Here is a 20,291-nt window from a genome sequence, read left to right as displayed (position 1 = left end):
TAGAGAAGTCCAGCTTTCCCCTTCTCCACAACGTGGAGAAGGTGCCCCCAAAGGGGGCGGATGAGGCGCTCTCGCCAAAATCCAATAGCCGAATTGCAAAATGCCCTGCATCCCCTCGCCGTGAAATGGCGAGATCAAATGTGTTCGATTACATCGAGATGTTTTCCAACCCGATTAGGCGACACGATTCCGTTGGAGCACTGTCCCCTGTAGAGTTTGAACGGCGTTATTAGAAGAGCGGTTCCTGAGTGTCTATGAAAAGCTGGTCGGTCCACACTGGAATTTTCGCGCTGGCAGTTTTAGTGAGTGGATGTTCGGCTATGAACAATCACTCGAAGATCGACGGACGTGAAGCACTTCTAAAAAAGATGATCGTTGTTTTTACAGATCAAACACCTTCGAGTCTAGTCACAGTCGCCGCCGAGGCACCACTGAACTTTCAACTCGAGCGCGCCCCTGGTCGCCGGTCCTTAGAGAGCTACACTGGGAAAAACTCCAACGGAACGCTTGAGATTTCTCTAGTAGCCGAAAACAGGTCGAAAGGAACCGCCTTTCTAAGAGGAATAAACAAAAACGAATGTATAGAAGAGGCCTGGGTTCTTAAAGAATTCCCAGGCGCAGAGAAATCTGTCGTCGTTTCAGATCACGGCACAGTATCTTCGCCAATAGTGTTTATCCAGAAAAAAAGTGTTGAAATAAGAATTATGTTCCAAGCCGGAAATACCGGTAGTAGATGCGTTTCAACGGTAGTGATGGACTCTGAGAGAATGATGTATCCCACGCGACATCCACTAGGTCCCGCCGTGAGCCTCCCCAAAAAGTAGACAGCCGTTAATTAGAACTTTCTGGCACATTTGCACCCAGGAGGTTCCGTGAAGAAGTCACGATTCACCGAGACGCAAATCGTCTCGATTCTCAAACGAGCCGATACAGGAGTACCGATCAAGGATCTGTGCCGACCTGTTTGGTCAAACAAACAACAGCAGCACCAAAGTATTGATGGCGTAGCCGCCAACGATCAACCAGACGAAAACACTGGTAGCAAGCAGCAACGGTTTTGCCCCCGCCTGCTTCACCGACCTCCAATGCGTCCGCACCCCAAGCGCCGCCATCGCCGCCGCCAGAATCCAATTGTCGAATTGCAAAATGCCCTGCACCCAAGCCGGGTCCAGCAAGTGCAATGAGTTGAACGCGCCCACGAGCATGAACAACACTGCAAACCAAGGAATCACCAGCGGTGTGCGTGTGTGCGTCGTCGCTTGCGTGCGTGCGCGCAACCAGGCCGACAGCGCGAACAAGAACGGCGCCAGCAAAATCACGCGAATCATTTTTTCAATCACGGCGTAATTGGCGGCTTCCTCGCCAAACGCACGACCAGCCACTACCACCTGTGCCACTTCATGGATGGTGCTGCCGGCATACAAGCCATAGGCGTAGGGCTGCATGCCCAAGGCGTGACCGATCAGCGGATACAGGAACATGGCGAGCGTGCCGAACACGACGACGGTCGCGACGGCCACCGACACCGCGTGCGATTTCGCTTTCAGCACCGGCTCGGCAGCCAACACCGCGGCCGCGCCGCAAATGGCTGCGCCGGTGCCCACCAGCAAAGTGGTTTCGTCATCCATCTTGAACAGGTATTTGCCGAGCACCCAAGTGACGACCAATACGCTGGCCACCATCGCGATCGCAATGGCAATGCCGGGTAGTCCGACGTGGGCGATGTCCTGAAAGGTGAGCTTGAAGCCGAACAGAATGATGCCAAGGCGCAGCAGCTTGGCTTTGGCAAATTCCAAACCCGGATTCAAGGCCGGAACGTTCGAGATCAGCCCGCTGTTGCCAATGATCAGACCCAACAAAATCGCCAGCGGCAATGCCGATAAGCCCAGGTTTTGAAAGAAGGTTAAACGCGCCAGCCACAATCCGACCGCGCCCATCATCAAGGCAAATGCCGCACCCGGCAGAATGCGTTTCCATTCCGGCTGGGCCGCCTTGGCCCGCGCGTCAACCTGCATGATTTGCCACGCGCGTTGCCAACAAATCCCTGAGCTCCATTTTTTCTTCCTGGGTCAATTCACTGAGTCGATCGCGCAACGCGTCGATGCGTTGATTGCGCATGCGGCCTTCCAATTGGGCGAACACACCGGCCATTTCTTCCAGCCAGCTGTCGTGATCGCCGGGCAAGCTGATGCCGGCCAAGGTGGTGAGCGAGCCATGCGCGCCGTGCGCGTCGAAGGCTTCCAGCAAACCGCCGGTGGTGAGTTGCGGTCGCGCGTGCATGGTTTCAATCAAGCTGATCAATAGCGGCACGCCGGGTTCGTCCAAACCTTCAATCGCACGCGGGTCGGGAATATCGAGTGCCAGACTCGGATCCTGCAGCAGCAGGCTGATCGCATGACGCACCAAGCTACGCTTCACATGCATCGAGGCGTTTTGACCGGCGACTTGGCCCTGCGGCGACTTGCCAAGATCAACGCCGGTGAGTTCGTGGATGCGCGCGACCAAGGCATCACGGAATCCGCCATCGGGAATCTTTGCGATGTCGTCACGGCAGCGGTCCAACAGCGTGGCCTTGCCGCTGGTGGTGGTCATCGACAAGCCATGCGCGCGTTGCGCGAAATAGAACTCCGACAAATCGGTGGCGGCATCCAAACGCGCATTGAATGCGGCTGCGCCTTCAGAGCGCACGATGGTGTCGGGATCTTCGCCGTCGGGCAGGAACAGGAATTGCGCGCGGCGTCCGTCACGCATCGCAGGCAATACCGATTCCACCGCCTTCCACGCGGCGCGTCGGCCGGCACTGTCACCGTCAAAACTGAAGACCGCAATTGGCGCGTTGCGGAACAACAACTCCGCATGCTCCGGCGTGGTCGCCGTGCCCAAGGTCGCCACCGCGAAATCAATGCCGTGCTGCGCCAACGACACCACGTCCATATAGCCTTCGACCACCAACAATCGGTCGAGCTTGTTGTTGGCCTGTTTGGCTTGCCACAAACCGTAGAGCTCGCGCCCCTTATGGAACAGCGGGGTTTCCGGCGAGTTCAAATATTTCGGTGATTGCTCGTCACTCAAGACACGTCCGCCGAAGCCGATCACCCGGCCGCGGCGGTCATGAATCGGGAACATCACGCGGTGGCGGAATTTGTCGTAGACGCGACCGTTGTCGTTGCGCGAAAACATGCCGGCCTTTTCCAGCACTTCCATGCGTCGCGCGTCGGTGCCGAGCCGCGACATCAATCCGTCGAAGCTGTCCGGGGCATAGCCGATGTTGAAGCGTTCAATGGTGGACGCGCTCAAGCCACGAGCGGCGAGATATTGGCGCGCCACATCGCTGCTGGTGAGTTGCGCTTGATAGAAACGCGAGGCCGCATCCAATCCGCCGAACAGGGGTTCGGCTTCGGCGTTGCGGTTTTGTTGCCGGGTATCCTTCGGCACTTCGACACCGGCCTGTTTGGCCAGCTCGTCGATCGCATCGAGAAACTCCAAGCGATCAAAATTCATCAAAAAGCTGATCGCGGTGCCATGCGCGCCGCAGCCGAAGCAGTGATAGAACTGTTTGTTAGGTGAGACGAAGAACGACGGCGAGCGTTCGTTATGGAACGGGCAACAAGCGGTGTACTCGTTGCCCTTTTTCTTCAGCGGGACGCGGGCCTGCACGACTTCCACGATGTCCGTGCGTGCCAGCAAGTCATCGATGAATTGGTCGGGGATGCGTCCCACAAGTCTCCGGCGATACCGCTCAGCTCAGGCGCTGCTTGACCCATTTTGACACGAGCGCCATGTCGGCTTGGCCGGCGAGACGCGGTTTCAGGACGCCCATCAACTTACCCATGTCGGCGGCGGAGCTCGCGCCGGTTTCGGCGATGGCGGCATCGACGGCCGCGGCGATTTCCGCTTCGCCCATCTTGGCTGGCAAGTAGGTATCGATGATGGCGAGTTCGTCGCGTTCAATCACGGCGAGGTCTTCGCGCGCGGCGGCTTCGTACTGGCTGATCGAATCGCGGCGTTGTTTCACCATCTTTTCCAGCACGGCGAGCACAGCGGCGTCGTCGAGTTCGATGCGTTCGTCGACTTCTTTTTGTTTGATCGCGGCATTGATCAGGCGGATGACGCCGAGCTTGGCTTTTTCGCCGCTCTTCATCGCCGCTTTCATGTCATCAGTCAGTTGTTGCTTCAAGGACATGCGGATTCTCCAGAGTCTAAAAACACAAAAAGCCGGCGACGCGAACGCGTGCCGGCTTTGTAAGCCACGCAACCGCGGCTTAGTACATGCGTTGGCGCTTGGTGACGTCGCGCGAGGTGCGGCGCGCTTGGCGCTTCACTGCAGCGGCGGCTTTGCGCTTGCGTTCCTGCGTCGGCTTTTCGTAGAACTCGCGCTTGCGCACTTCGGCAAGGACGCCTGCCTTTTCGCAGGTGCGCTTGAAGCGGCGCAGGGCAAATTCAAACGGTTCGTTTTCGCGGACTTTTACGGCTGGCATGTGGAATCTCTGAAAGGAAGTCACGACCTGGCGGTCGAGGGTGAGCCGCATATGGTAGCGCAGGTCGAACCCTGCGCGCAATGGGGGTAATCTATGCCCATGCGAGTACTCGGAATCGAATCATCCTGCGATGAGACCGGCGTGGCGGTGTATGACACCGCATTCGGCGGCGCGGCGGGGCTGCGCGCGCATGAAGTGTATAGCCAGATCGACCTGCACGCCGCCTACGGCGGGGTGGTGCCCGAGCTAGCCAGCCGCGACCATGTGCGCAAATTGCTGCCCCTGGTGCGCGAAACCTTGCGCGAAGCCGGGCTCAGCACCACCGAATTGGACGGCGTGGCCTATACCGCCGGGCCGGGCTTGGTGGGCGCGCTGATGGTGGGCGCGGGCTTTGCGCGGGCCTTGGCCTTCGCGCTGGAGATTCCCGCGGTGGCGGTGCATCACATGGAAGGGCATCTGTTGGCACCGCTGATGGAAGACGACCCGCCCGAACCGCCGTTTGTCGCCCTGCTGGTGTCCGGCGGCCATACCCAGTTGGTGCATGTCGCCCGCATCGGCGACTACCGCTTGCTTGGCGAAACCCTGGACGATGCCGCGGGCGAAGCCTTCGACAAGACCGCCAAATTGATGGGCCTGCCGTATCCGGGCGGGCCGCAGTTGGCGAAGTTGGCCGGCATCGGGCGGCCGGGTCTGTTCAAATTCTCGCGGCCCATGGTCGACCGGCCGGGCTTGGATTTCTCATTCAGCGGCCTGAAGACGCAAGTCCTGTTGGCCTGGCGCGGTTCCGACCAATCCGATCAAACCCGCGCCGACATTGCGCTGGCCTTCGAAGAAGCGGTGGTCGACACCTTGCGCATCAAGTGCGAACGCGCCTTGGATGCCGCCGGCTGCGACACGCTGGTGGTTGCCGGCGGCGTGGGTGCCAACCGAAAATTGCGCGAGCAGCTGCAAACCATGGCGGCAAAACGCGGCGGGCGGGTGTGTTTTCCGAGGCCGGAACTGTGCACCGACAACGGCGCGATGATCGCGTTCGCGGGCGCCTTGCGTTTGCAGGCCGGCGAGTCGGTGGATGCACAAGTGAAAGTGCGGCCGCGCTGGGACATGGCCGAATTGCCGACGCTCGACACAGTGACAGGATCACACGCATGACCGATGTGGTGTTTATCGAAGCTTTGGAAATCGACGCGCTGATCGGCATCTACGATTGGGAACGCCGCGTGCGTCAAACGCTGTCGTTCGATATCGAAATGGAATTTGACAACCGCATCCCCGCGGCCGCCGATGACATCGCGCTGACCTTGAACTACAAGGCGGTAAGTAAACGGCTGATTGAGTATGTGCAATCCACCGGCTTCGGTTTGGTGGAAACCTTGGCCGAACGCTGCGCCGAAATCATCTTGAACGAATTTGATGTACGACGCGTGCGCTTGAAATTGAGCAAGCCCGGTGCAGTGCGCGGTGCGCGCGCTGTAGGTGTGCGCATCGAACGCAGTCGCGACCCCTGATCCCATGACCACTGCCTTGTTGAGCCTGGGAAGCAACCAGGATGCTGTTCGCTACTTTGATGCTGCGGCCACGGCGCTGCGCGCGCGGTTTCATGCCGTCGTGCTGTCGCGCGCTTATGTGTTTCCCGCGGTGGGTTTCGAGGGCGCGGATTTTTTGAATGCCGCGGCGGTGATTGAGAGCGATCTCGACGTCTATCAATTGAATGATTGGCTGCACGCGCTGGAAGACGCGCATCAGCGCGACCGAAGCGGCCCGCGATTTGGCGACCGCACCTTGGATATCGACATCGTGTATTTCGGCGATCAAGTGGTGAACGGGCCGGGTCATCTGCAAATTCCGAGGCCCGACATCAAACACGCCTTCGTGTTGAAACCGCTGGCAGAGATTGCGCCGGACTTCATCGATCCGGTGCGCGAATTGCCTTTGGCGGAAATGTGGCGTGCGCATCGCGAATACACGCGGGCATTCGCACCACTGCCGGTACCGGGTTTTCCCTGAGCAAACCGCTTCGAGGCTTCAGGGAACCAACATGCGTCCGCCGTCTAGGCGCAGGGTTTCGCCGGTGGTGAAAGTCGCTTCGGTGATCAACCAAGCCACGGCCTTGGCGATTTCTTCCGCGGTGCCGGCACGTTTCAACGGGGTGCGCGCGATGATGCCGGCCTGATAGCTTTCGTCGGCATCCGCGGCGCCGTTGTTCTCCGGCCACAAAATGGCGCCGGGCGCGACGGCATTGACGCGAATGGTCGGTGCCAATTCCACCGCCAAGGCCCGCGTCATTGCCTGCAGGGCCGACTTCGCCATGAGGTAGAGCGTGTGGTCGCGCAACGGACGGTCCACGTACACATCCACCAGATTCACAATGCTGCCGCCTTGGGCGGCCAAGTGCGGTTGCGCCGCTTGGACCAGGAAGTAGGGCGCACGCGCATTAGCGGCGAACGCGGCATCCCATTGCGTGGCACTGGTGCTGCCGACGCGGGTGACATCAAAAGTCGAGGCGTTGTTGACCAAGGCATCCAAGCGGCCGAAGTGCGTGATGCAGGTATCGATCAGCACCGGCAAGGCGTCGAGATCGGCCAAGTCCGCCTGCATCACCACGGCACTGTCGTTGCGCAAACCGTTCAAGTCGGCCGCCAACGCATCGGCCTCCGCGCGTGACCGATGGCAATGGATGACGACAGAGAAACCGCGCGCATGCAGCTCGCGTGCAATCGCCGCACCGATGCGTTTACCGGCGCCGGTGATCAAAGCAACGGGTGCGGTGGAAGTCTTCATCGCCGTATCTTCGCATGATCGTGCACGCGGCCCATGTGCCAACACCCCGCGCACACGCGCGGCGATATCCTAGACAGTCCGTTTTCCGGTAGGTCCGACGTGGTCACAATTCCCGAGCCCGACGCGGATGCCCGCGCCCACAGTGATGCACTGCGCGAGGGCATTCGACAATTCATCGCCGCTGAAGGCGGTCGCATTCCGTTCTCGAAGTTCATGGAGCTGTGCCTGTATGCGCCGGGGCTCGGTTATTACAGTGCCGGTGCACGCAAATTCGGTGCCGCCGGTGATTTCGTCACCGCCCCCGAAATCGGTTCGTTGTTCGCGCAATGCGTGGCCGAGGCCACGGCGCCGGTGCTCTCACAGTTGGGCGGCGAGGGCGATTTCTTGGAAATCGGCGGTGGCAGCGGTGCGTTCGCCGCCGATGTGTTGCAGGCCTTCGAGGCGCAGGGCATCCTGCCGCGGCGTTACAAGATTCTCGAACCCAGCGCCGACCTTCGCGAGCGCCAAGCCGAACGGGTGCGCGATGTCCTGCCCACCCATTTGGCCGAACGGGTCGAGTGGTTGGACGGGCCGATCAGCGAGTCGTGGCGCGGTGTGGTCTTCGCCAACGAAGTGATCGATGCCTTGCCGACCACGCGCTTTGTCATCGGCGATGAAGAAGTGCTGGAAGAATACGTTGAACTAGATGGTGAAAATTTCACCATCACGACGCAGCCGGCAGACGCGCTCACCGCCGCCGCCGTGCGAAGTGTGGAGCTGCGTTTGGATGCGCCGCTGCCCCAAGGCTATCGCTCTGAGATCCTGCCGCAATTGCCTTATTGGGTGCAGGCCGTGATCGGCCCGATGGCCGCGGGCGTGCTGTTGTTTGCGGATTACGGTTACCCGCGAAGGGCCTTCTACCATGCCACCCGCAGCGACGGCACCTTGCGTGCCTTCCGTCGTCACCACGTGGTGAGTGACGTGATGGCATGGCCCGGATTGCAAGACATCACGGCGTCGGTGGACTTCACCGCTTTGGCCGAGGCCGGCACGGACGCGGGCTTCAGTTTTGCCGGCTACTGCACACAAGCGGATTTCCTGATTGCCAACGGCTTGGAAAAATTCGCCACCCTGGCCGAAGGCGCGTGTGCCGATGAAGTCGCGCGCTTGCGTATTCGCGAACAGGTCAAGCGGCTGACGTTGCCGTCGGAAATGGGCGAGCGTTTCCAGGTAATGGGCTTCTCGCATCAGGTGGAATTTGATGCGGCGTTTTTGCTCGGTGACCGGAGCTACAGCCTGTGATGTCGGTCGGACGTTCCTTGCGTGATTTCAAGCGGCCGGCGTTGTGGTCGGCGATTTGGACCTTCGGCATCGTGCTGGCGGTGGTGCTGTCACTGTTGCCGCCGGCCGACATTCCCAGCCCGCCCTTGGGCAACGACAAGCTCGGGCACTTCCTCGCCTATTTCGTGCTGATGGCGTGGGCGGTCATGCTGTACGCACAGCGTGCGAGTTGGGTTGCCTCCGCCGTCTTGTTGTTCGGTCTCGGTATCGGCATGGAGTATTTGCAGGGCGCGATGCACCAAGGCCGGCAACGCGACTTGAACGACATCTACGCCAACATGTTGGGTGTGATCGCCGGCTTCGCTTTGTGCCTCACACCGCTGCAACGCTTGTTGCAAAAGTTGGATCAGCGTCTGCCTGGATGACCGCGTGCCGCGGCGACGGCTTGAATGCGTGCTTTGCGCATGGCCTCACCGATGGCCGGTCCGCTCAAGCCTTCGGCGACATCCGCGGCACGTACCGCGCTGGCAGCGGCAAACAGGCGACGCAATTCATCGCCTGACGGATAGGGCTGATCTTGCAATCCGCTGCGTCCGCGATTGTCTGCTTCGCAGACTTTGGCCATGGCGTCGATGCGTTCTGGGTCGCGGAATGCATCGTTGCGTTCGAACAATTCGATCACCGTCGAATCCTTCAGCTCGAAGATGCGATGCACGTTCAAATGTTCCTTGCAAACACTCAAGGCCAATTGCCGGTGGCGCACCGGTACGCGCAGGCGCTCACACACCGCTTTGACCAGAGGCAGGCCGCGTTGCTCGTGCATCACGTGCTTGGGTAACTCGCTCTTCGGCGTGACACCTTTGCCGAGGTCATGCACCAACGCGGCAAAGCCGATCCGGTCATCCCCCGGCGCAATGCGCGCCGCTTGCTGCAGCACCAATTCGACATGGATGCCCGTGTCGACCTCGGGGTGATATTCCGCGCGCTGGGGCACGCCATACAAGGCCTCGACCTCGGGCAGCACCACGCGCAAGGCATCGCATGCGTGCAAAGTGCGGATGAACGCGTCCGGCGACGCGCTCGCCAACGCCCGTTGCATTTCCTGCCACACGCGCTCGGCGACCAGATGTTCCAACTCGCCAGCAGCGCTCATGTCGCGCATCAGCGCGAGCGTCTCGGGGGCGACGGTGAATCCGAGGCAGGCAAAGCGCGCCATGAAGCGGGCCGCGCGCAATACGCGCAAAGGATCTTCCGAAAATGCCGGGCTCACATGACGCAATACGCGCGCTTGCAGATCGGCTTGTCCATTGAACGGATCGACCAGCGTGCCGTCGTCCGCCTGCGCAATGGCATTGATGGTGAAATCGCGTCGCGCCAAATCACTTTCCAGACTGACGTCGGGGGCGGCATGCACGACAAAGCCGGTATAGCCCTTGCCTGATTTGCGCTCGGTGCGCGCGAGCGCATGTTCTTCCTGCGTTACCGGATGCAGAAATACCGGGAAGTCACGACCGACCTGCCGGAAACCTTTCGCCAACATGTCGTCGACGGTGGCGCCGACCACCACGTAATCGCGATCACCGCCGGGCAGACCCAGCAACGCATCACGAACCGCGCCACCGACTAGATAGGTCTGCACGACGATGGGGAATCAGCGCGCCGCGTGTGCGGCCGGGCAAACGAATCGCGTGCGATTGCCGCTCATGCGGCCGGCCATGCGGTCGGTCAAGCGCAGCGCGTCACCACGCATGCGCCAGTCGTACATCACGCTGAATGCGAGCACGCGCGGCACGTATTCCCGGGTTTCCTTGTAACTGATCGTTTCGATCCAAGTGTCCGGATCGAAACTGCCACGTTGCGAGGTCCAACGCGCCACCGGCCCCGGGCCTGCGTTGTACGCGGCAATCGCGTAGGGCAGTTGTCCGTACTTGTTCCACATCTCGCGCAAGTAGGCGCTGCCCAGCGCAATGTTGGCGTCGGGTTCGTACAAGGTTTGACTGCCGGCGTAGGGCAGGCCGATCCGGTTGGCGGTTGCCATGCCCGTGGCCGGCATCAATTGCATCAAGCCCATCGCGCCCGCGGGCGATTTGACCTCGGCATCAAACAGACTTTCGGCGCGGATTTCCGCTGCCACCCACGCAGGATCCAGCGCATTCTTCGCGGCTTCGCGTTGAATGGTGTCGGCATGATGAATCGGGAAACGCAAACGATAGAAACGCGCTTCTTCCGGATCCTTCAAATCGAAACCGAACACGCCGCGATCAAACCAGCCGTCCTTCTGTGCGACTTCAATGGCGGCGAAACGTTGCTCGCGCGACATCGGTGTGACCGCCGCCGCCCATTCCTTGGCTGCCCACTCCTTGCGACCAATGCGACGCAAAGCCAGGGCGCGTTGTAGGGCAGGATTGCTTTGTACAGATGCCAGCCGCAACGCCGGGGCGTACTCGCACAAGGCATAAGGGGCATTGATGCGATCGGCCGCCAAGTAGCCATAGAACTCGGATTTTTCGGCGGCTTTGCGATAGTTCTCACGCGCCGATGCTTGATCGCCGATCAGTTCGCTGAAGCGCGCATCGAAGTAGCGCCAACGTGCGCTGTCACGCTGCTCGGCCGGCATGGCGCGAATGGCGGCACGTGCGCCGCGCCAGTCGGAACGCGCCATGGCTTCGCGCACGCGCACTTCGTTGAAACGCTCGTCGTAAGCCACGGCTGGCACCGCATTCAAACGGCGCAGGGCTTCAGGCTCATAGGAAACGGCCGATTGCACGGCAATTTCATTCAACACTTTGCCGCTTTGGCTGCTGTCGAGATCGAATGCGGCGACATATCGCGGCAGGGTCATCTCGGCGGTGATCGGGCTCGACTTGGCCAGACGCACCAACCCCGAGGTGATCACCTTGCGGCTGCGTTCGTCTTTGGGCAGCGACATCGCGCTGTCTTGCACCGCGGTCAAAAAGCTTGCATAGGCATTCGCAATGCCGGCTTCTTCCGGCGGCAAGCCGACGGCGGCATCACGGATGACATTCGGTTGGTTGTTTTCGATGGCGTTGTCGATGCGCTGCCAGCGTTGGCTGTTGCCGATCAAGGCGCGCGATTCCAGCAGTTGCATCACCGGCTGACAACTTTCGGAGAACGGTTTGCCGTTGGCATAGACCGGCTGCAAAGCAATGGCCCATTGCGTGTCATTCGGCGAGCCCATGGCGCGCGCGTACGCAGCCAAACAGCGCTCGTTGTCGGACTTGGCATTCAAATCCGCCAGGCGCGACAGTTCGGCCCACTGCATCCGGCGCGACAAAGTCGGCAGCCAGATGTCGCGGAACGTTTTACCGACGGCGTCATTGGCATGACGTTGCAAGAACGCGTTGCCTTCACCGAGCGTGATGGTGTTGAGGTTGCGGCGCAGCTCGGCGTATTCCAACCAACCGAACAAGGGATGGCCTGCGAGCGCGGTTTTTTGAGCGGCGCTCAGTCGGCCCATTTCGGCATCGAGCAGCGCGGCCTTCATGGCGGCATCGGTGTTCGCCAATACAGCGCCGGGCTCGGCGTTCGCGGTGCCGCCCACATTCATGGCGGGATCTTTCGATGCGGTTTGCGGCGGCTCGGCGTGGCCGCGCTGCGAACATGCGGCAAGACTCAACGCAACGAGTGCGAATTGGATGGATTTTTGCAGGTTCATGCTTTGACTATAGCCGAGCCCGCGCGGCGGTCAGGTGACATGCGTGTCGGCGGATTCAGCTGCCGTCGTGTGAGATTCAGTTTTTTACAGTCAGGGCGCCGAGCGGAACATCGAATTCAGCCGATAACGCCAAGTGGTCTGAAAACGCCGCTTTGAAGGCTTCCAGTTTCGACACTTTGAGTGTGTCGGTCATGAGGATGTGATCGATCGCGCGATTGGGCGACCAACTCGGGAACGTATGCACTTGGCAATGCGGCGGCTGCAGACGCGTGCGATTGAACAGCACGGCCATCTCCGGTTGTTCCATCGTGCAATTGAAATCGCCCATCAACACCGCGTGCTTCGCATCCGACAACAGCTCGGAAATGAAAGACAGTTGTGCCAAACGTGAGCTCGCGCCCAATGACAGATGCGCGATGGCGACGGTCAGACCCTCATCGCCCTCGCCGAATTTGGCCAGCAAGACGCCGCGGCCTTTGACGCGACCGGGCAGTGCATGGTCATTGACCTCGACCGGCGCCAATTGGCTCAACAAACCGTTGGCGCTGGAAGCGAGGCCGCCCACACTGCGATTGGTTTGATGGGTCCAGTAGGCGAAGCCGGCGCGATTGGCCAAGTAATGGGTTTGATTGGTGAATCCGGAGCGCATGCTGCCGGGGTCGGCCTCTTGCAGGCCGACGATGTCGTATTTGCCGGCGAGATCGGCGATGGCATCGAGTGCCGTTCGCTTGCCGCCGATCGGCAAGACATGGGACCAGCTGCGCGTCGCGTAATCGCTATAGCGGCGCGTGCTCGATCCGGCTTGGATGTTGGCACTCAGGAGCCGCAACGCGCGGCGCCCGGGTGCAGGGCCATCACTGTGCGGCATTGTCCTTCAGTGCGAGTGCGGTGGCGATGCGCAGCATGTCTTCCTGGGTCTTGCCCAAGACACGGTACGTGCCATTGACGATCAAGGTCGGCGTGCCTTCGACTTCACTGCGACGTGCAAATTGAACGGCTTGGTTCAAGCGGCCCTTCATCGCGAAGCTGTCCATGGCGCCGGCGAATGCCTTGGCATCGATGCCGTGGCTGGCGAGGAACGCCAACACTTCGTCACGCGAGGCATTCGGCTTCAGCACGCGATCCAAATGGATGGCATTGAACATGCGGTCATGGACTTGCGGGAGCTGGTTGGTCATTTCAGCCGCAAAGAAAACGCTGGCCAAGGTGTCGTTGTTGCCGCCCGACATCGGGATGCCGGCGAAACGCACGGTCTTCGGCAACAGCGGCTTCCATGCATCCACCAACGGTTGGAATTCGGCGCAATGCGGGCACCAATAGGCGAAGACCTCGGCGATTTCGGCGGTTTCACCATTGGTGAGCGGCTGCCACGGCGAACCGTCTTTGATCACCACATAGTCGGTGCCTTCAACCGGCGCCGGCCCGGTTTGCGCTTGTTCCATGATCACTTTTGCGGCGGCTTGCGCTTGCTTGACGATCTCCGGGTCCACTTGCGACTCGGCGGCAGGCGAAGCGGCAGCGGCTGCAGGCGTATCGCCGGTCGCTGCGGTGGTCGCGGGCGCGTCGCCCTTGTTGCAGGCAGTCAGGCTGAGCGCCAATGCGGCGGCGAACAACACGGGTTTGAGCAGAGAGGACATGGAAACTCCGGAAAAAAAATTCAACGAGGTGTAGTTGCAGACAATTTTTGGATCAATTGGTTCACGATACGGAACTGGTCGTCAACGCTTTGTCCCAAGACACGATACCGGCCATTGACGACCAGTGTCGGGGTACCGCCGACATCCGCGGCAATTTCGAAGGCGCGGGCGCGCTGCATGTCGGCGCGGACTTCCTTGGAGCGCATCAACGCGGCGAGTTCATCGCGCTTGGCGCCGAAGGCTTCAAGGTAGGCCGCGTACTCGTCAACGGAGGCGTTGATCGGGAAGTCGCCCTTCTCATGGATGGACTTGAACAACCCGTCGTGGGCGCGCGCGATGATGCCTTTGCGCAGTCCTGCGAAGTAGGCCAAGCCGTTCGGGTCGTCCAAATCGAATGCGGCGGGCAGGTAGGTCACGCGTACATTCTTCGGCACCTTGGCCTTCCACGCGGCAAAGGCCGGCTGGAAATGCGCGCAATGCGGGCAGCTGTAAGAAAACACCTCGACGACTTCGATCTTGCCGGCCAGCGGTTGCCACGGCTTGCCCTTGGCCATGTCCACATAGTCAACGCCGGGTTCCAACGGCTTGTCGGCGGCGAACGACGACATGGCCGCCATTGCCAGGCAGGCCGCTGCCAAGAATTTCATTACACGTTGCATCACGCTCTTGCTCCGTCAAAAAAGAAAACGCCGGCTCAATGATGAACCGGCGTTCTATTCCAGCAACTGAATTGCGGATCAGTTCGCGGCGGGTGCCGTTTCGGCAGGTGCTGCGGCCGCCGCTGCCGGTGCCGGCGCAGGTGCCGCTGCTTCCGCGGCCATGAATTTGGCCACGCGATCGCCGTCGGCTTCTTCGCTGCGGTCATGCAGACCTTGGATATAGGAGCCGAGCGCCTTGATTTCTTCGTCGGTCAAGGTTTTGACTTCCTGCGCCATCAAGGCGTGCAGCTTGTCGTCCTTGACGGTGCTTTCCATGTCGCGGTATTCGGTCAGGCGGCGGCTGACATACCAGTCTTGCTGGCCGCTGATATGCGGATAGGCCGGACCCGGATTACCCTTGCCGTCGGGGCCGTGGCAGGCCATACAGGCAACGACGCCGCGCTTGGCATCACCGCGCAAATACAGCTGTTGACCGATTTCGAAGAACTTCATGCCCTTGTACGGGCTCTTCGGGTCGGTGACTTCGGTTTCATCGGCCACGCCCGCACCCGATTTCTGGGTGGCGAAATAGGCACCGACGTCGCGCATGTCTTGGGCGCTGAGGGCGGTGGCATACGGAATCATCAAGCCGGCGTTGCCGGTGGTGCGGTGACCCGACTTGAACAAGGCCAATTGACGCGCAATGTAGCGCTCGCCGAGGCCGGCAAGGCGCGGATACAGCGCTGCGTTGGTCCCGTTGCCGTCCAAGCCGTGACAGGCGGCGCAGGCGCCGGCTTTGGCCGCGCCAGCCTTGGCGTCACCCCAATGGGTAGCGTCGAGGGCTTCAAGTGCCTTCGGATCCAAGCCGCCCGCGGGGGCAGGGGCGGCGGCGGTGTCGGCCGGTGCGGCTTCGGCAACCGGCGCAGCGGCTTCAGGGGCGACCGGCGCGTTTTGCGCGACCGCGTAGCCAGCCAATGCCAGTGCGGCGATGCCCGCAACACTCCAAGTGCGAAGGTGACGCATGGGAACTCCCGAAAAAATGAACGTGGGGCATGAAGACCCCAAACCCCGAGATTATCGGATTCATCCGCCGTCCGGTCAATCTCGGCCGGGCGTGCCATCCTATGTCGCATGAGTAATCCCTTTGCACGCGCCCGCTATTTGCTGTCGGCGCACACGCCGCGGCAATTGCCGCCCACCTCCCTGAAAGAGGTCGCTTTCGCCGGCCGTTCCAATGCCGGCAAGTCGAGCGCGTTGAACGCCATCTGCCAACAGAACGCCTTGGCCCGGGTGTCGAAGACGCCGGGTCGCACCCAGCAGTTGGTCTTTTTCGATATGCCGCAGCATCCGAACATCCATCTGGTGGACTTGCCGGGCTACGGCTATGCCAAGGTGCCGAAAGACATGCAGGCGCACTGGCAGGCCTTCATCCATCAATACTTCCAAACCCGCGAGCAACTCTCGGGATTGGTGGTGGTGATGGATATTCGCCACCCTTTGCGTGAATACGATCTGCAGATGCTGTCGTATGCCGTGGAAAACGATCTGCCCGCACACTGCCTGTTGACCAAGGCCGACAAGCTCTCGCGCGGTGCGGCAGGCAACACCCTGCAAGCGGTGCGCAGCGAGCTCAAGCGCACCTTCGGCGACACGGTCAGCGTGCAGGTTTTCTCGGGTGAGTCCAAACAGGGGGTCGACGAGGCGCGCAGCGTTCTCGGTGGCTGGCTTGGAATCGCCGTATAGTGTTCGCCCGACGCCTTTGAGGAGAGTCCATGTCCGGTCCCAGTGCGCAAAATGAAACGCTGATCACCGGGCGCGCGCAGCTCGTTGACGTGTTGGCTTCCGGCGAGAAAGTCCGCGAGGCATGGCGCATCGGTACCGAGCATGAGAAGTTCGGCTTTCGCTTGGATGATCTGCGTCCTCCCACATTCGAAGGCGACCGCGGCATCGAAGCCTTGTTGAACGGTCTGACCCGTTTCGGCTGGGAGCCTTATGCCGAAGACGGCAAAGTCATTGCGCTCCTGCGAGACGGCGCGTCAGTGACCTTGGAGCCGGCCGGGCAGTTGGAACTCTCCGGTGCGCCGCTCATCGACATCCATGAAACCTGTCGGGAAGTCGGCACGCATTTGAACGAAGTGCGGCAGGTCGCCGACAGCCTCGGGCTCGGTTTTCTCGGCATGGGCTTCCAGCCCAAATGGACGCGCGAAGAAATGCCGTGGATGCCGAAAGGCCGCTACAAAATCATGCGCGAATACATGCCGAAAGTCGGCAGTCTCGGTCTCGACATGATGACGCGCACCTGCACGGTGCAGGTCAATCTCGATTATTCGAGCGAAGCGGACATGATCAAGAAGTTCCGTGTCTCTCTGGCCTTGCAGCCGGTGGCCACGGCACTGTTTGCCGATTCGCCGTTCACAAACGGGAAACCGAACGGCTTCCTGAGCTACCGTTCGCACATCTGGACCGATACCGATCGCGATCGCACCGGCATGCTCGACTTCGTGTTTGACGAAGGCTTCGGCTACGAGCGTTATGTCGATTACCTGCTCGACGTGCCGATGTATTTCACCTATCGCAACGGTGAATACATGGACTACGCCGGCCACTCATTCAAGAAGTTCATGGCGGGCGAGCTCGACGGTTTGCGCGGCGAGCTGCCGACGCTGCGTGACTGGAACGACCACATGACGACGGCGTTTCCGGAAGTGCGCTTGAAAAAGTATCTGGAAATGCGCGGCGCCGACGGTGGGCCGTGGAGTCGTTTGTGTGCACTGCCGGCGTTTTGGGTCGGCCTTCTGTATGACGACGAAGCACTCGATGCCGCGTGGGATCTCGTCAAAAACTTCAGCATGGAAGAGCGCAATGCTTTGCGTGACGGCGTGCCCAAGCATGCATTGAAGTTGCCTTTCCGCAATGCCACCGTGCGCGAGTTGGCGATCGAAGCATTGAAGATTTCCGCGTCGGGATTGGCGCGTCGTGCGCGTGCCAATACTTGCGGCGTCAATGAAGCCGGTTTCCTTGAAAGCATCATTGATATCGCGGAAAGCGGCGTCACCGCCGCCGAACGCAAACTCGATCTGTTCCACGGCCCCTGGAATGGTGCCGTGGATCCGGTGTTCAAAGAGTTCGCGTATTGAGGAGCGGGATCAGCGCTTGCTGCGCTGATCCGACCCCGGTGTGACATCAGTTCGCAATCAATTCGACTTTGCCGAAGGCGACACCGAGCTCGACACCCTTGCCCTTGCCCGACAACGCGAGCGAGACATTGCCCTTGGTCATGACCTGTCCTTTCACGGCATCGCCGGCAGCGGCATTGGCTTCGGCTGTGGCGTAGGTGCCGAGCACCTCGCGGATGTCGCGAACGTCTGAGAATTCACCGTGCCCGTTTTTGATCTTGGATTGGCCGGCGGTGAGTCCACCGCCGCGGGCACGAATCTTGACGTTCAAGGTTTGCCCGTTTTCGCAGCGCACCACGCCATTGCCGTCCGCGCGCTTGTAAAACAACGACCAACCCGACAACGAATAGGTCAACTTGCAATCCAGATTGCGTGACTGCGCTTGCGCCGGCGAGGCCGACAGGATGGCGGCGCCGAGCACGGCGCCCATAAAGGCTTTTGACAACATCAGAGCGCGCTCCGTTACGGAAGAGGTGCGCCCATCGTATTACCCGGCGTCTGTACCGCGCAGATACGGCTCGACGGTGCCCTTGATTTTCATCGTCATCGGTTGGCCGCGACGATCGAGCGCGCGACCCACTTGCACGCGCACCCAGCCTTCGCTCACGCAGTACTCTTCGATATTGGTGCGATCTTCGCCGTTGAAACGCACGCCGATGCCTTTGTCGAGAAGCTCGGCATCGTAAAACTTGCTGCGCGGGTCGTTGCTCAGGCGGTCGGGCATTGCGTCGGTCATGGGTGGTCTCGTATTCACAATTTGTCGTCAAACATGAACGGTTGTGCCATTCATGTCGGGGTTTTCACATTCTAGCGCGTTGCACTTTTTCATCCTGCCCCGATGAAAAAATTCAAGGATCGCGGAATGAAAAAGCCCCTCCAGCACACGGCGCTCGCCTTGGCCTTGTTCGGACTGTGCGCCATCGCCACCAGCGAAGTGCGTGCGCAAACGGCAACACCCACGGCTACCACCGCTACCGATACGGCCGCGTCGGCCGGCTTCGAGTCGCGCACCGGTAAGTACGCCGTGCTGCGTGCCCAAGTGCTTTTGGAACGCATCTACTTTTCTCCCGGCCAGATCGATGGCATAAGCGGCTCGAACATGCGCAAGGCCGTCGCAGGTTTTCAAAACGCATACGGCGTGACCGGCACCGGATTGGACGAGGCGACGTGGACCGCGCTCGAGGCCAAGAGCCCGGGACCGGCGATTGTTGACTACACCTTGACCGAGGCGGATGTGAAAGGGCCCTTCCGCAGCATTCCGCGCGCGATGGCGGCACAGGCACGCTTGCCGGATTTGGGCTTCAGCAGTGTCGAAGAGAAGCTTGGTGAGAAATTCCACGCGAGCCCGACCCTGCTGAAAAAATTGAATCCGAACACTTCGTTTACCGCCGGTAGCGTGATCAAAGTACCCAATGTGCTCGACATTCCGAAGTTGCCGAAAGCCGAGAAAATCATCGTCGACAAATCCGCTTCCTTGTTGATCTTGGCGGATGCGGCCAATCATGTGATGGCGCAATTTCCGGTGACGACCGGCAGTGAGAACGACCCTTTGCCGATCGGCGATTGGAAGGTCAACGGCGTGGCTCGTGATCCCGAGTTCCACTACAACCCGAAACTGTTTTGGGACGCGCGCAAAGGCGACAAGAAAGCCACCATTCCGGCAGGCCCGAACAATCCCGTCGGCGTGGCGTGGATCGATCTGTCCAAGCCGCACTACGGCATTCATGGCACACCGGAACCCGCCAACATCAGCAAGACCCAATCCCACGGCTGCATCCGCATGACCAATTGGTCGGTGCTGCAAGTGGCTGACGCGGTGGGACCGGGCACCGCGGTATCGTTGGTGGAATAAGCCGCTGCAACTTCGGGAGTGAGTGAATGAGCGTGAAAGACAACCTGATCCGGTTTGTGCGCGGCAGTCTGATTTTCGTCATGGGCATCCTGATCGGCGGCGCAGCGGTCTATAACTGGGCCGGCAAGCAACGCTCCTTCCGCGAAGTGGCGCAAGTCACGCCACAACCGAGCGCGGGCGCCGTGGATCCGGCGACGCCGCCGACGCAACCTGTCGGTACGCGTCCGCGCGCGGATCTTCCGCCGGATGAGCCGGCCGGTCAGTTTGATGTTGCCGGCGGCACGAGCGCTTCGACCTCACCCTTGATCAGCGCCGGTTTGTTGATTCCGGTGCAAGGCGTGACGGCGGCGCAATTGACCGATACGTTCACTGACGCGCGCAGCGGCGGCCGCGTGCATGACGCGATCGACATCATGGCGCCGGCCGGCACCCCGGTGTTGGCAGCCGACAACGGCACCATTGTGAAATTGTTCAACAGCAAGTTAGGCGGCACCACGCTGTATGAGTTCGATGAAAAGGGCGACGTGGCTTACTACTACGCGCATTTGCAGTCTTATGCGCCGGGCATCACCGAGAACGTGAAGGTGAAGAGGGGCGATGTGATCGGTTATGTCGGTAGCACCGGCAACGCGTCGCCGAGCGCACCGCATTTGCACTTCGCGGTGATGGTGCTCGGCCCGGAAAAAGATTGGTGGAAAGGTGTTTCGATCAATCCCTTCCCCTTGCTTGGCGGTGAAAACAAACCGGTCGCTCCGGCAGCCACGCCGGCGGTCGCGCCGACCGTTCGCCCTTAACG

General features: G+C 60.5%; 22 protein-coding genes and 2 pseudogenes. 11 read left to right on the top strand and 13 right to left on the bottom strand.

Annotation, left to right across the window (positions count from 1 at the left end):
* Positions 1-119 precede the first annotated feature (119 nt).
* Together H8L67_RS10280 and H8L67_RS10390 are read left to right on the top strand one after the other, a co-directional pair.
* Positions 120-233 (top strand): annotated as a pseudogene (locus H8L67_RS10280) (IS3 family transposase); the annotation flags it as partial.
* A gap of 639 nt (positions 234-872) precedes the next feature.
* Positions 873-959, top strand: a pseudogene (locus tag H8L67_RS10390) (transposase); the annotation flags it as partial.
* A gap of 9 nt (positions 960-968) precedes the next feature.
* On the opposite strand, the gene H8L67_RS10275 reads toward H8L67_RS10390, so the two are convergent.
* From H8L67_RS10275 to rpsU, 4 genes are all read right to left on the bottom strand, one after another.
* Entirely contained in the window at positions 969-2,015 is a 1,047-nt protein-coding gene (locus H8L67_RS10275; protein WP_220379757.1) for a YeiH family protein, read from the bottom strand.
* Positions 2,005-3,720 carry a DNA primase gene (gene dnaG / locus H8L67_RS10270; RefSeq protein ID WP_220379756.1) on the bottom strand — a complete coding sequence of 572 codons (1,716 nt, stop codon included), beginning with the start codon at positions 3,718-3,720 and terminating at the stop codon, positions 2,005-2,007. The genes H8L67_RS10275 and dnaG overlap by 11 nt, the downstream gene beginning before the upstream one ends.
* 19 nt (positions 3,721-3,739) lie before the next feature.
* Positions 3,740-4,183 (bottom strand): GatB/YqeY domain-containing protein, encoded by a 444-nt coding sequence (locus tag H8L67_RS10265; RefSeq protein WP_220379755.1) that lies wholly within the window; start codon positions 4,181-4,183, stop codon positions 3,740-3,742.
* A 79-nt stretch (positions 4,184-4,262) separates the two neighbouring features.
* Positions 4,263-4,478 carry a 30S ribosomal protein S21 gene (rpsU, locus tag H8L67_RS10260; RefSeq protein ID WP_220379754.1) on the bottom strand — a complete coding sequence of 72 codons (216 nt, stop codon included), beginning with the start codon at positions 4,476-4,478 and terminating at the stop codon, positions 4,263-4,265.
* A gap of 99 nt (positions 4,479-4,577) precedes the next feature.
* Here rpsU and tsaD point away from each other — a divergent pair, with 99 nt between their 5' ends.
* The 3 genes from tsaD to folK are packed head-to-tail and all read left to right on the top strand — an operon-like array spanning position 4,578 to position 6,482.
* The gene (tsaD, locus tag H8L67_RS10255) at positions 4,578-5,627 is read left to right on the top strand and encodes a tRNA (adenosine(37)-N6)-threonylcarbamoyltransferase complex transferase subunit TsaD (RefSeq protein WP_220379753.1); all 1,050 of its coding nucleotides are present in this window, start codon (positions 4,578-4,580) and stop codon (positions 5,625-5,627) included.
* Complete coding sequence (folB, locus tag H8L67_RS10250) at positions 5,624-5,983, top strand: dihydroneopterin aldolase (protein ID WP_220379752.1); 360 nt, start codon at positions 5,624-5,626, stop codon at positions 5,981-5,983. Before tsaD ends, folB begins: the two co-directional genes overlap by 4 nt.
* A gap of 4 nt (positions 5,984-5,987) precedes the next feature.
* Positions 5,988-6,482: a 2-amino-4-hydroxy-6-hydroxymethyldihydropteridine diphosphokinase gene (folK, locus tag H8L67_RS10245; RefSeq protein ID WP_220379751.1), complete on the top strand. Its 495-nt coding sequence runs from the start codon at positions 5,988-5,990 to the stop codon at positions 6,480-6,482.
* Positions 6,483-6,500: 18 nt separating this feature from the next.
* Here the strand turns inward: folK and H8L67_RS10240 are convergent, their stop codons facing one another.
* Entirely contained in the window at positions 6,501-7,256 is a 756-nt protein-coding gene (locus tag H8L67_RS10240) for a pteridine reductase (protein ID WP_220379750.1), read from the bottom strand.
* Between the two features lie 99 nt (positions 7,257-7,355).
* Here H8L67_RS10240 and H8L67_RS10235 point away from each other — a divergent pair, with 99 nt between their 5' ends.
* Positions 7,356-8,537 (top strand): class I SAM-dependent methyltransferase, encoded by a 1,182-nt coding sequence (locus H8L67_RS10235; protein ID WP_255555971.1) that lies wholly within the window; start codon positions 7,356-7,358, stop codon positions 8,535-8,537.
* Complete coding sequence (locus tag H8L67_RS10230; protein ID WP_220379748.1) at positions 8,537-8,941, top strand: VanZ family protein; 405 nt, start codon at positions 8,537-8,539, stop codon at positions 8,939-8,941. Before H8L67_RS10235 ends, H8L67_RS10230 begins: the two co-directional genes overlap by 1 nt.
* On the opposite strand, the gene H8L67_RS10225 is transcribed toward H8L67_RS10230, so the two are convergent.
* From H8L67_RS10225 to H8L67_RS10200, 6 genes are all read right to left on the bottom strand, one after another.
* Positions 8,923-10,155: a multifunctional CCA addition/repair protein gene (locus H8L67_RS10225; protein ID WP_220379747.1), complete on the bottom strand. Its 1,233-nt coding sequence runs from the start codon at positions 10,153-10,155 to the stop codon at positions 8,923-8,925. The genes H8L67_RS10230 and H8L67_RS10225 overlap by 19 nt on opposite strands.
* A gap of 12 nt (positions 10,156-10,167) precedes the next feature.
* On the bottom strand, positions 10,168-12,192 hold the full coding sequence (locus tag H8L67_RS10220; RefSeq protein WP_255555970.1) for a lytic transglycosylase domain-containing protein: 2,025 nt from the start codon (positions 12,190-12,192) through the stop codon (positions 10,168-10,170).
* Between the two features lie 76 nt (positions 12,193-12,268).
* A complete protein-coding gene (locus tag H8L67_RS10215) occupies positions 12,269-13,060 on the bottom strand; it encodes an endonuclease/exonuclease/phosphatase family protein (RefSeq protein ID WP_220379746.1) in 792 nt (263 codons plus the stop codon).
* Positions 13,047-13,829, bottom strand: a complete 783-nt coding sequence (locus H8L67_RS10210; RefSeq protein WP_220379745.1) for a thiol:disulfide interchange protein DsbA/DsbL — start codon at positions 13,827-13,829, stop codon at positions 13,047-13,049. The genes H8L67_RS10215 and H8L67_RS10210 overlap by 14 nt, the downstream gene beginning before the upstream one ends.
* Positions 13,830-13,849: 20 nt before the next feature.
* The gene (locus H8L67_RS10205; protein WP_255556082.1) at positions 13,850-14,488 is read right to left on the bottom strand and encodes a thiol:disulfide interchange protein DsbA/DsbL; all 639 of its coding nucleotides are present in this window, start codon (positions 14,486-14,488) and stop codon (positions 13,850-13,852) included.
* A gap of 78 nt (positions 14,489-14,566) precedes the next feature.
* The gene (locus tag H8L67_RS10200; protein WP_220379743.1) at positions 14,567-15,490 is read right to left on the bottom strand and encodes a c-type cytochrome; all 924 of its coding nucleotides are present in this window, start codon (positions 15,488-15,490) and stop codon (positions 14,567-14,569) included.
* A gap of 108 nt (positions 15,491-15,598) precedes the next feature.
* Between H8L67_RS10200 and yihA the strand changes: the two genes are divergently transcribed.
* Positions 15,599-16,210, top strand: a complete 612-nt coding sequence (yihA, locus tag H8L67_RS10195; protein WP_220379742.1) for a ribosome biogenesis GTP-binding protein YihA/YsxC — start codon at positions 15,599-15,601, stop codon at positions 16,208-16,210.
* Positions 16,211-16,239: 29 nt separating this feature from the next.
* A complete protein-coding gene (locus H8L67_RS10190) occupies positions 16,240-17,604 on the top strand; it encodes a glutamate--cysteine ligase (protein ID WP_220379741.1) in 1,365 nt (454 codons plus the stop codon).
* A gap of 46 nt (positions 17,605-17,650) precedes the next feature.
* Here H8L67_RS10190 and H8L67_RS10185 read toward each other — a convergent pair whose 3' ends face one another.
* Together H8L67_RS10185 and H8L67_RS10180 are read right to left on the bottom strand one after the other, a co-directional pair.
* Positions 17,651-18,091 carry a hypothetical protein gene (locus H8L67_RS10185; protein WP_220379740.1) on the bottom strand — a complete coding sequence of 147 codons (441 nt, stop codon included), beginning with the start codon at positions 18,089-18,091 and terminating at the stop codon, positions 17,651-17,653.
* 39 nt (positions 18,092-18,130) lie between these two features.
* Complete coding sequence (locus H8L67_RS10180) at positions 18,131-18,379, bottom strand: DUF3297 family protein (RefSeq protein ID WP_220379739.1); 249 nt, start codon at positions 18,377-18,379, stop codon at positions 18,131-18,133.
* A 126-nt stretch (positions 18,380-18,505) separates the two neighbouring features.
* On the opposite strand from H8L67_RS10180, the gene H8L67_RS10175 reads away from it, so the two are divergent.
* Both H8L67_RS10175 and H8L67_RS10170 read left to right on the top strand, forming a co-directional pair.
* The gene (locus H8L67_RS10175) at positions 18,506-19,495 is read left to right on the top strand and encodes a L,D-transpeptidase family protein (RefSeq protein ID WP_220379738.1); all 990 of its coding nucleotides are present in this window, start codon (positions 18,506-18,508) and stop codon (positions 19,493-19,495) included.
* A gap of 56 nt (positions 19,496-19,551) precedes the next feature.
* Positions 19,552-20,289 carry a M23 family metallopeptidase gene (locus H8L67_RS10170; RefSeq protein WP_220380819.1) on the top strand — a complete coding sequence of 246 codons (738 nt, stop codon included), beginning with the start codon at positions 19,552-19,554 and terminating at the stop codon, positions 20,287-20,289.
* The last annotated feature ends 2 nt before the right edge of the window (positions 20,290-20,291 follow it).

This window comes from Lysobacter soyae, assembly GCF_019551435.1.
GTDB lineage: Bacteria > Pseudomonadota > Gammaproteobacteria > Xanthomonadales > Xanthomonadaceae > Solilutibacter > Solilutibacter soyae.
Note: the sequence above shows the minus strand (reverse complement) of the source record. Positions and strands in the feature narration are given on the sequence as shown.

Bases quoted from the DNA above. Each gene is read 5' to 3' on its own strand.
- H8L67_RS10210 (WP_220379745.1), bottom strand. From the start codon at position 13,829: ATGTCCTCTCTGCTCAAACCCGTGTTGTTCGCCGCCGCATTGGCGCTC.
- H8L67_RS10265 (WP_220379755.1), bottom strand. From the start codon at position 4,183: ATGTCCTTGAAGCAACAACTGACTGATGACATGAAAGCGGCGATGAAG.
- H8L67_RS10215 (WP_220379746.1), bottom strand. From the start codon at position 13,060: ATGCCGCACAGTGATGGCCCTGCACCCGGGCGCCGCGCGTTGCGGCTC.
- folK (WP_220379751.1), top strand. From the start codon at position 5,988: ATGACCACTGCCTTGTTGAGCCTGGGAAGCAACCAGGATGCTGTTCGC.
- H8L67_RS10190 (WP_220379741.1), top strand. From the start codon at position 16,240: ATGTCCGGTCCCAGTGCGCAAAATGAAACGCTGATCACCGGGCGCGCG.
- H8L67_RS10180 (WP_220379739.1), bottom strand. From the start codon at position 18,379: ATGACCGACGCAATGCCCGACCGCCTGAGCAACGACCCGCGCAGCAAG.
- H8L67_RS10175 (WP_220379738.1), top strand. From the start codon at position 18,506: ATGAAAAAGCCCCTCCAGCACACGGCGCTCGCCTTGGCCTTGTTCGGA.
- H8L67_RS10200 (WP_220379743.1), bottom strand. From the start codon at position 15,490: ATGCGTCACCTTCGCACTTGGAGTGTTGCGGGCATCGCCGCACTGGCA.
- folB (WP_220379752.1), top strand. From the start codon at position 5,624: ATGACCGATGTGGTGTTTATCGAAGCTTTGGAAATCGACGCGCTGATC.
- H8L67_RS10185 (WP_220379740.1), bottom strand. From the start codon at position 18,091: ATGTTGTCAAAAGCCTTTATGGGCGCCGTGCTCGGCGCCGCCATCCTG.
- tsaD (WP_220379753.1), top strand. From the start codon at position 4,578: ATGCGAGTACTCGGAATCGAATCATCCTGCGATGAGACCGGCGTGGCG.
- rpsU (WP_220379754.1), bottom strand. From the start codon at position 4,478: ATGCCAGCCGTAAAAGTCCGCGAAAACGAACCGTTTGAATTTGCCCTG.
- H8L67_RS10230 (WP_220379748.1), top strand. From the start codon at position 8,537: ATGTCGGTCGGACGTTCCTTGCGTGATTTCAAGCGGCCGGCGTTGTGG.
- yihA (WP_220379742.1), top strand. From the start codon at position 15,599: ATGAGTAATCCCTTTGCACGCGCCCGCTATTTGCTGTCGGCGCACACG.
- H8L67_RS10275 (WP_220379757.1), bottom strand. From the start codon at position 2,015: ATGCAGGTTGACGCGCGGGCCAAGGCGGCCCAGCCGGAATGGAAACGC.
- H8L67_RS10220 (WP_255555970.1), bottom strand. From the start codon at position 12,192: ATGAACCTGCAAAAATCCATCCAATTCGCACTCGTTGCGTTGAGTCTT.
- H8L67_RS10240 (WP_220379750.1), bottom strand. From the start codon at position 7,256: ATGAAGACTTCCACCGCACCCGTTGCTTTGATCACCGGCGCCGGTAAA.
- H8L67_RS10205 (WP_255556082.1), bottom strand. From the start codon at position 14,488: ATGCAACGTGTAATGAAATTCTTGGCAGCGGCCTGCCTGGCAATGGCG.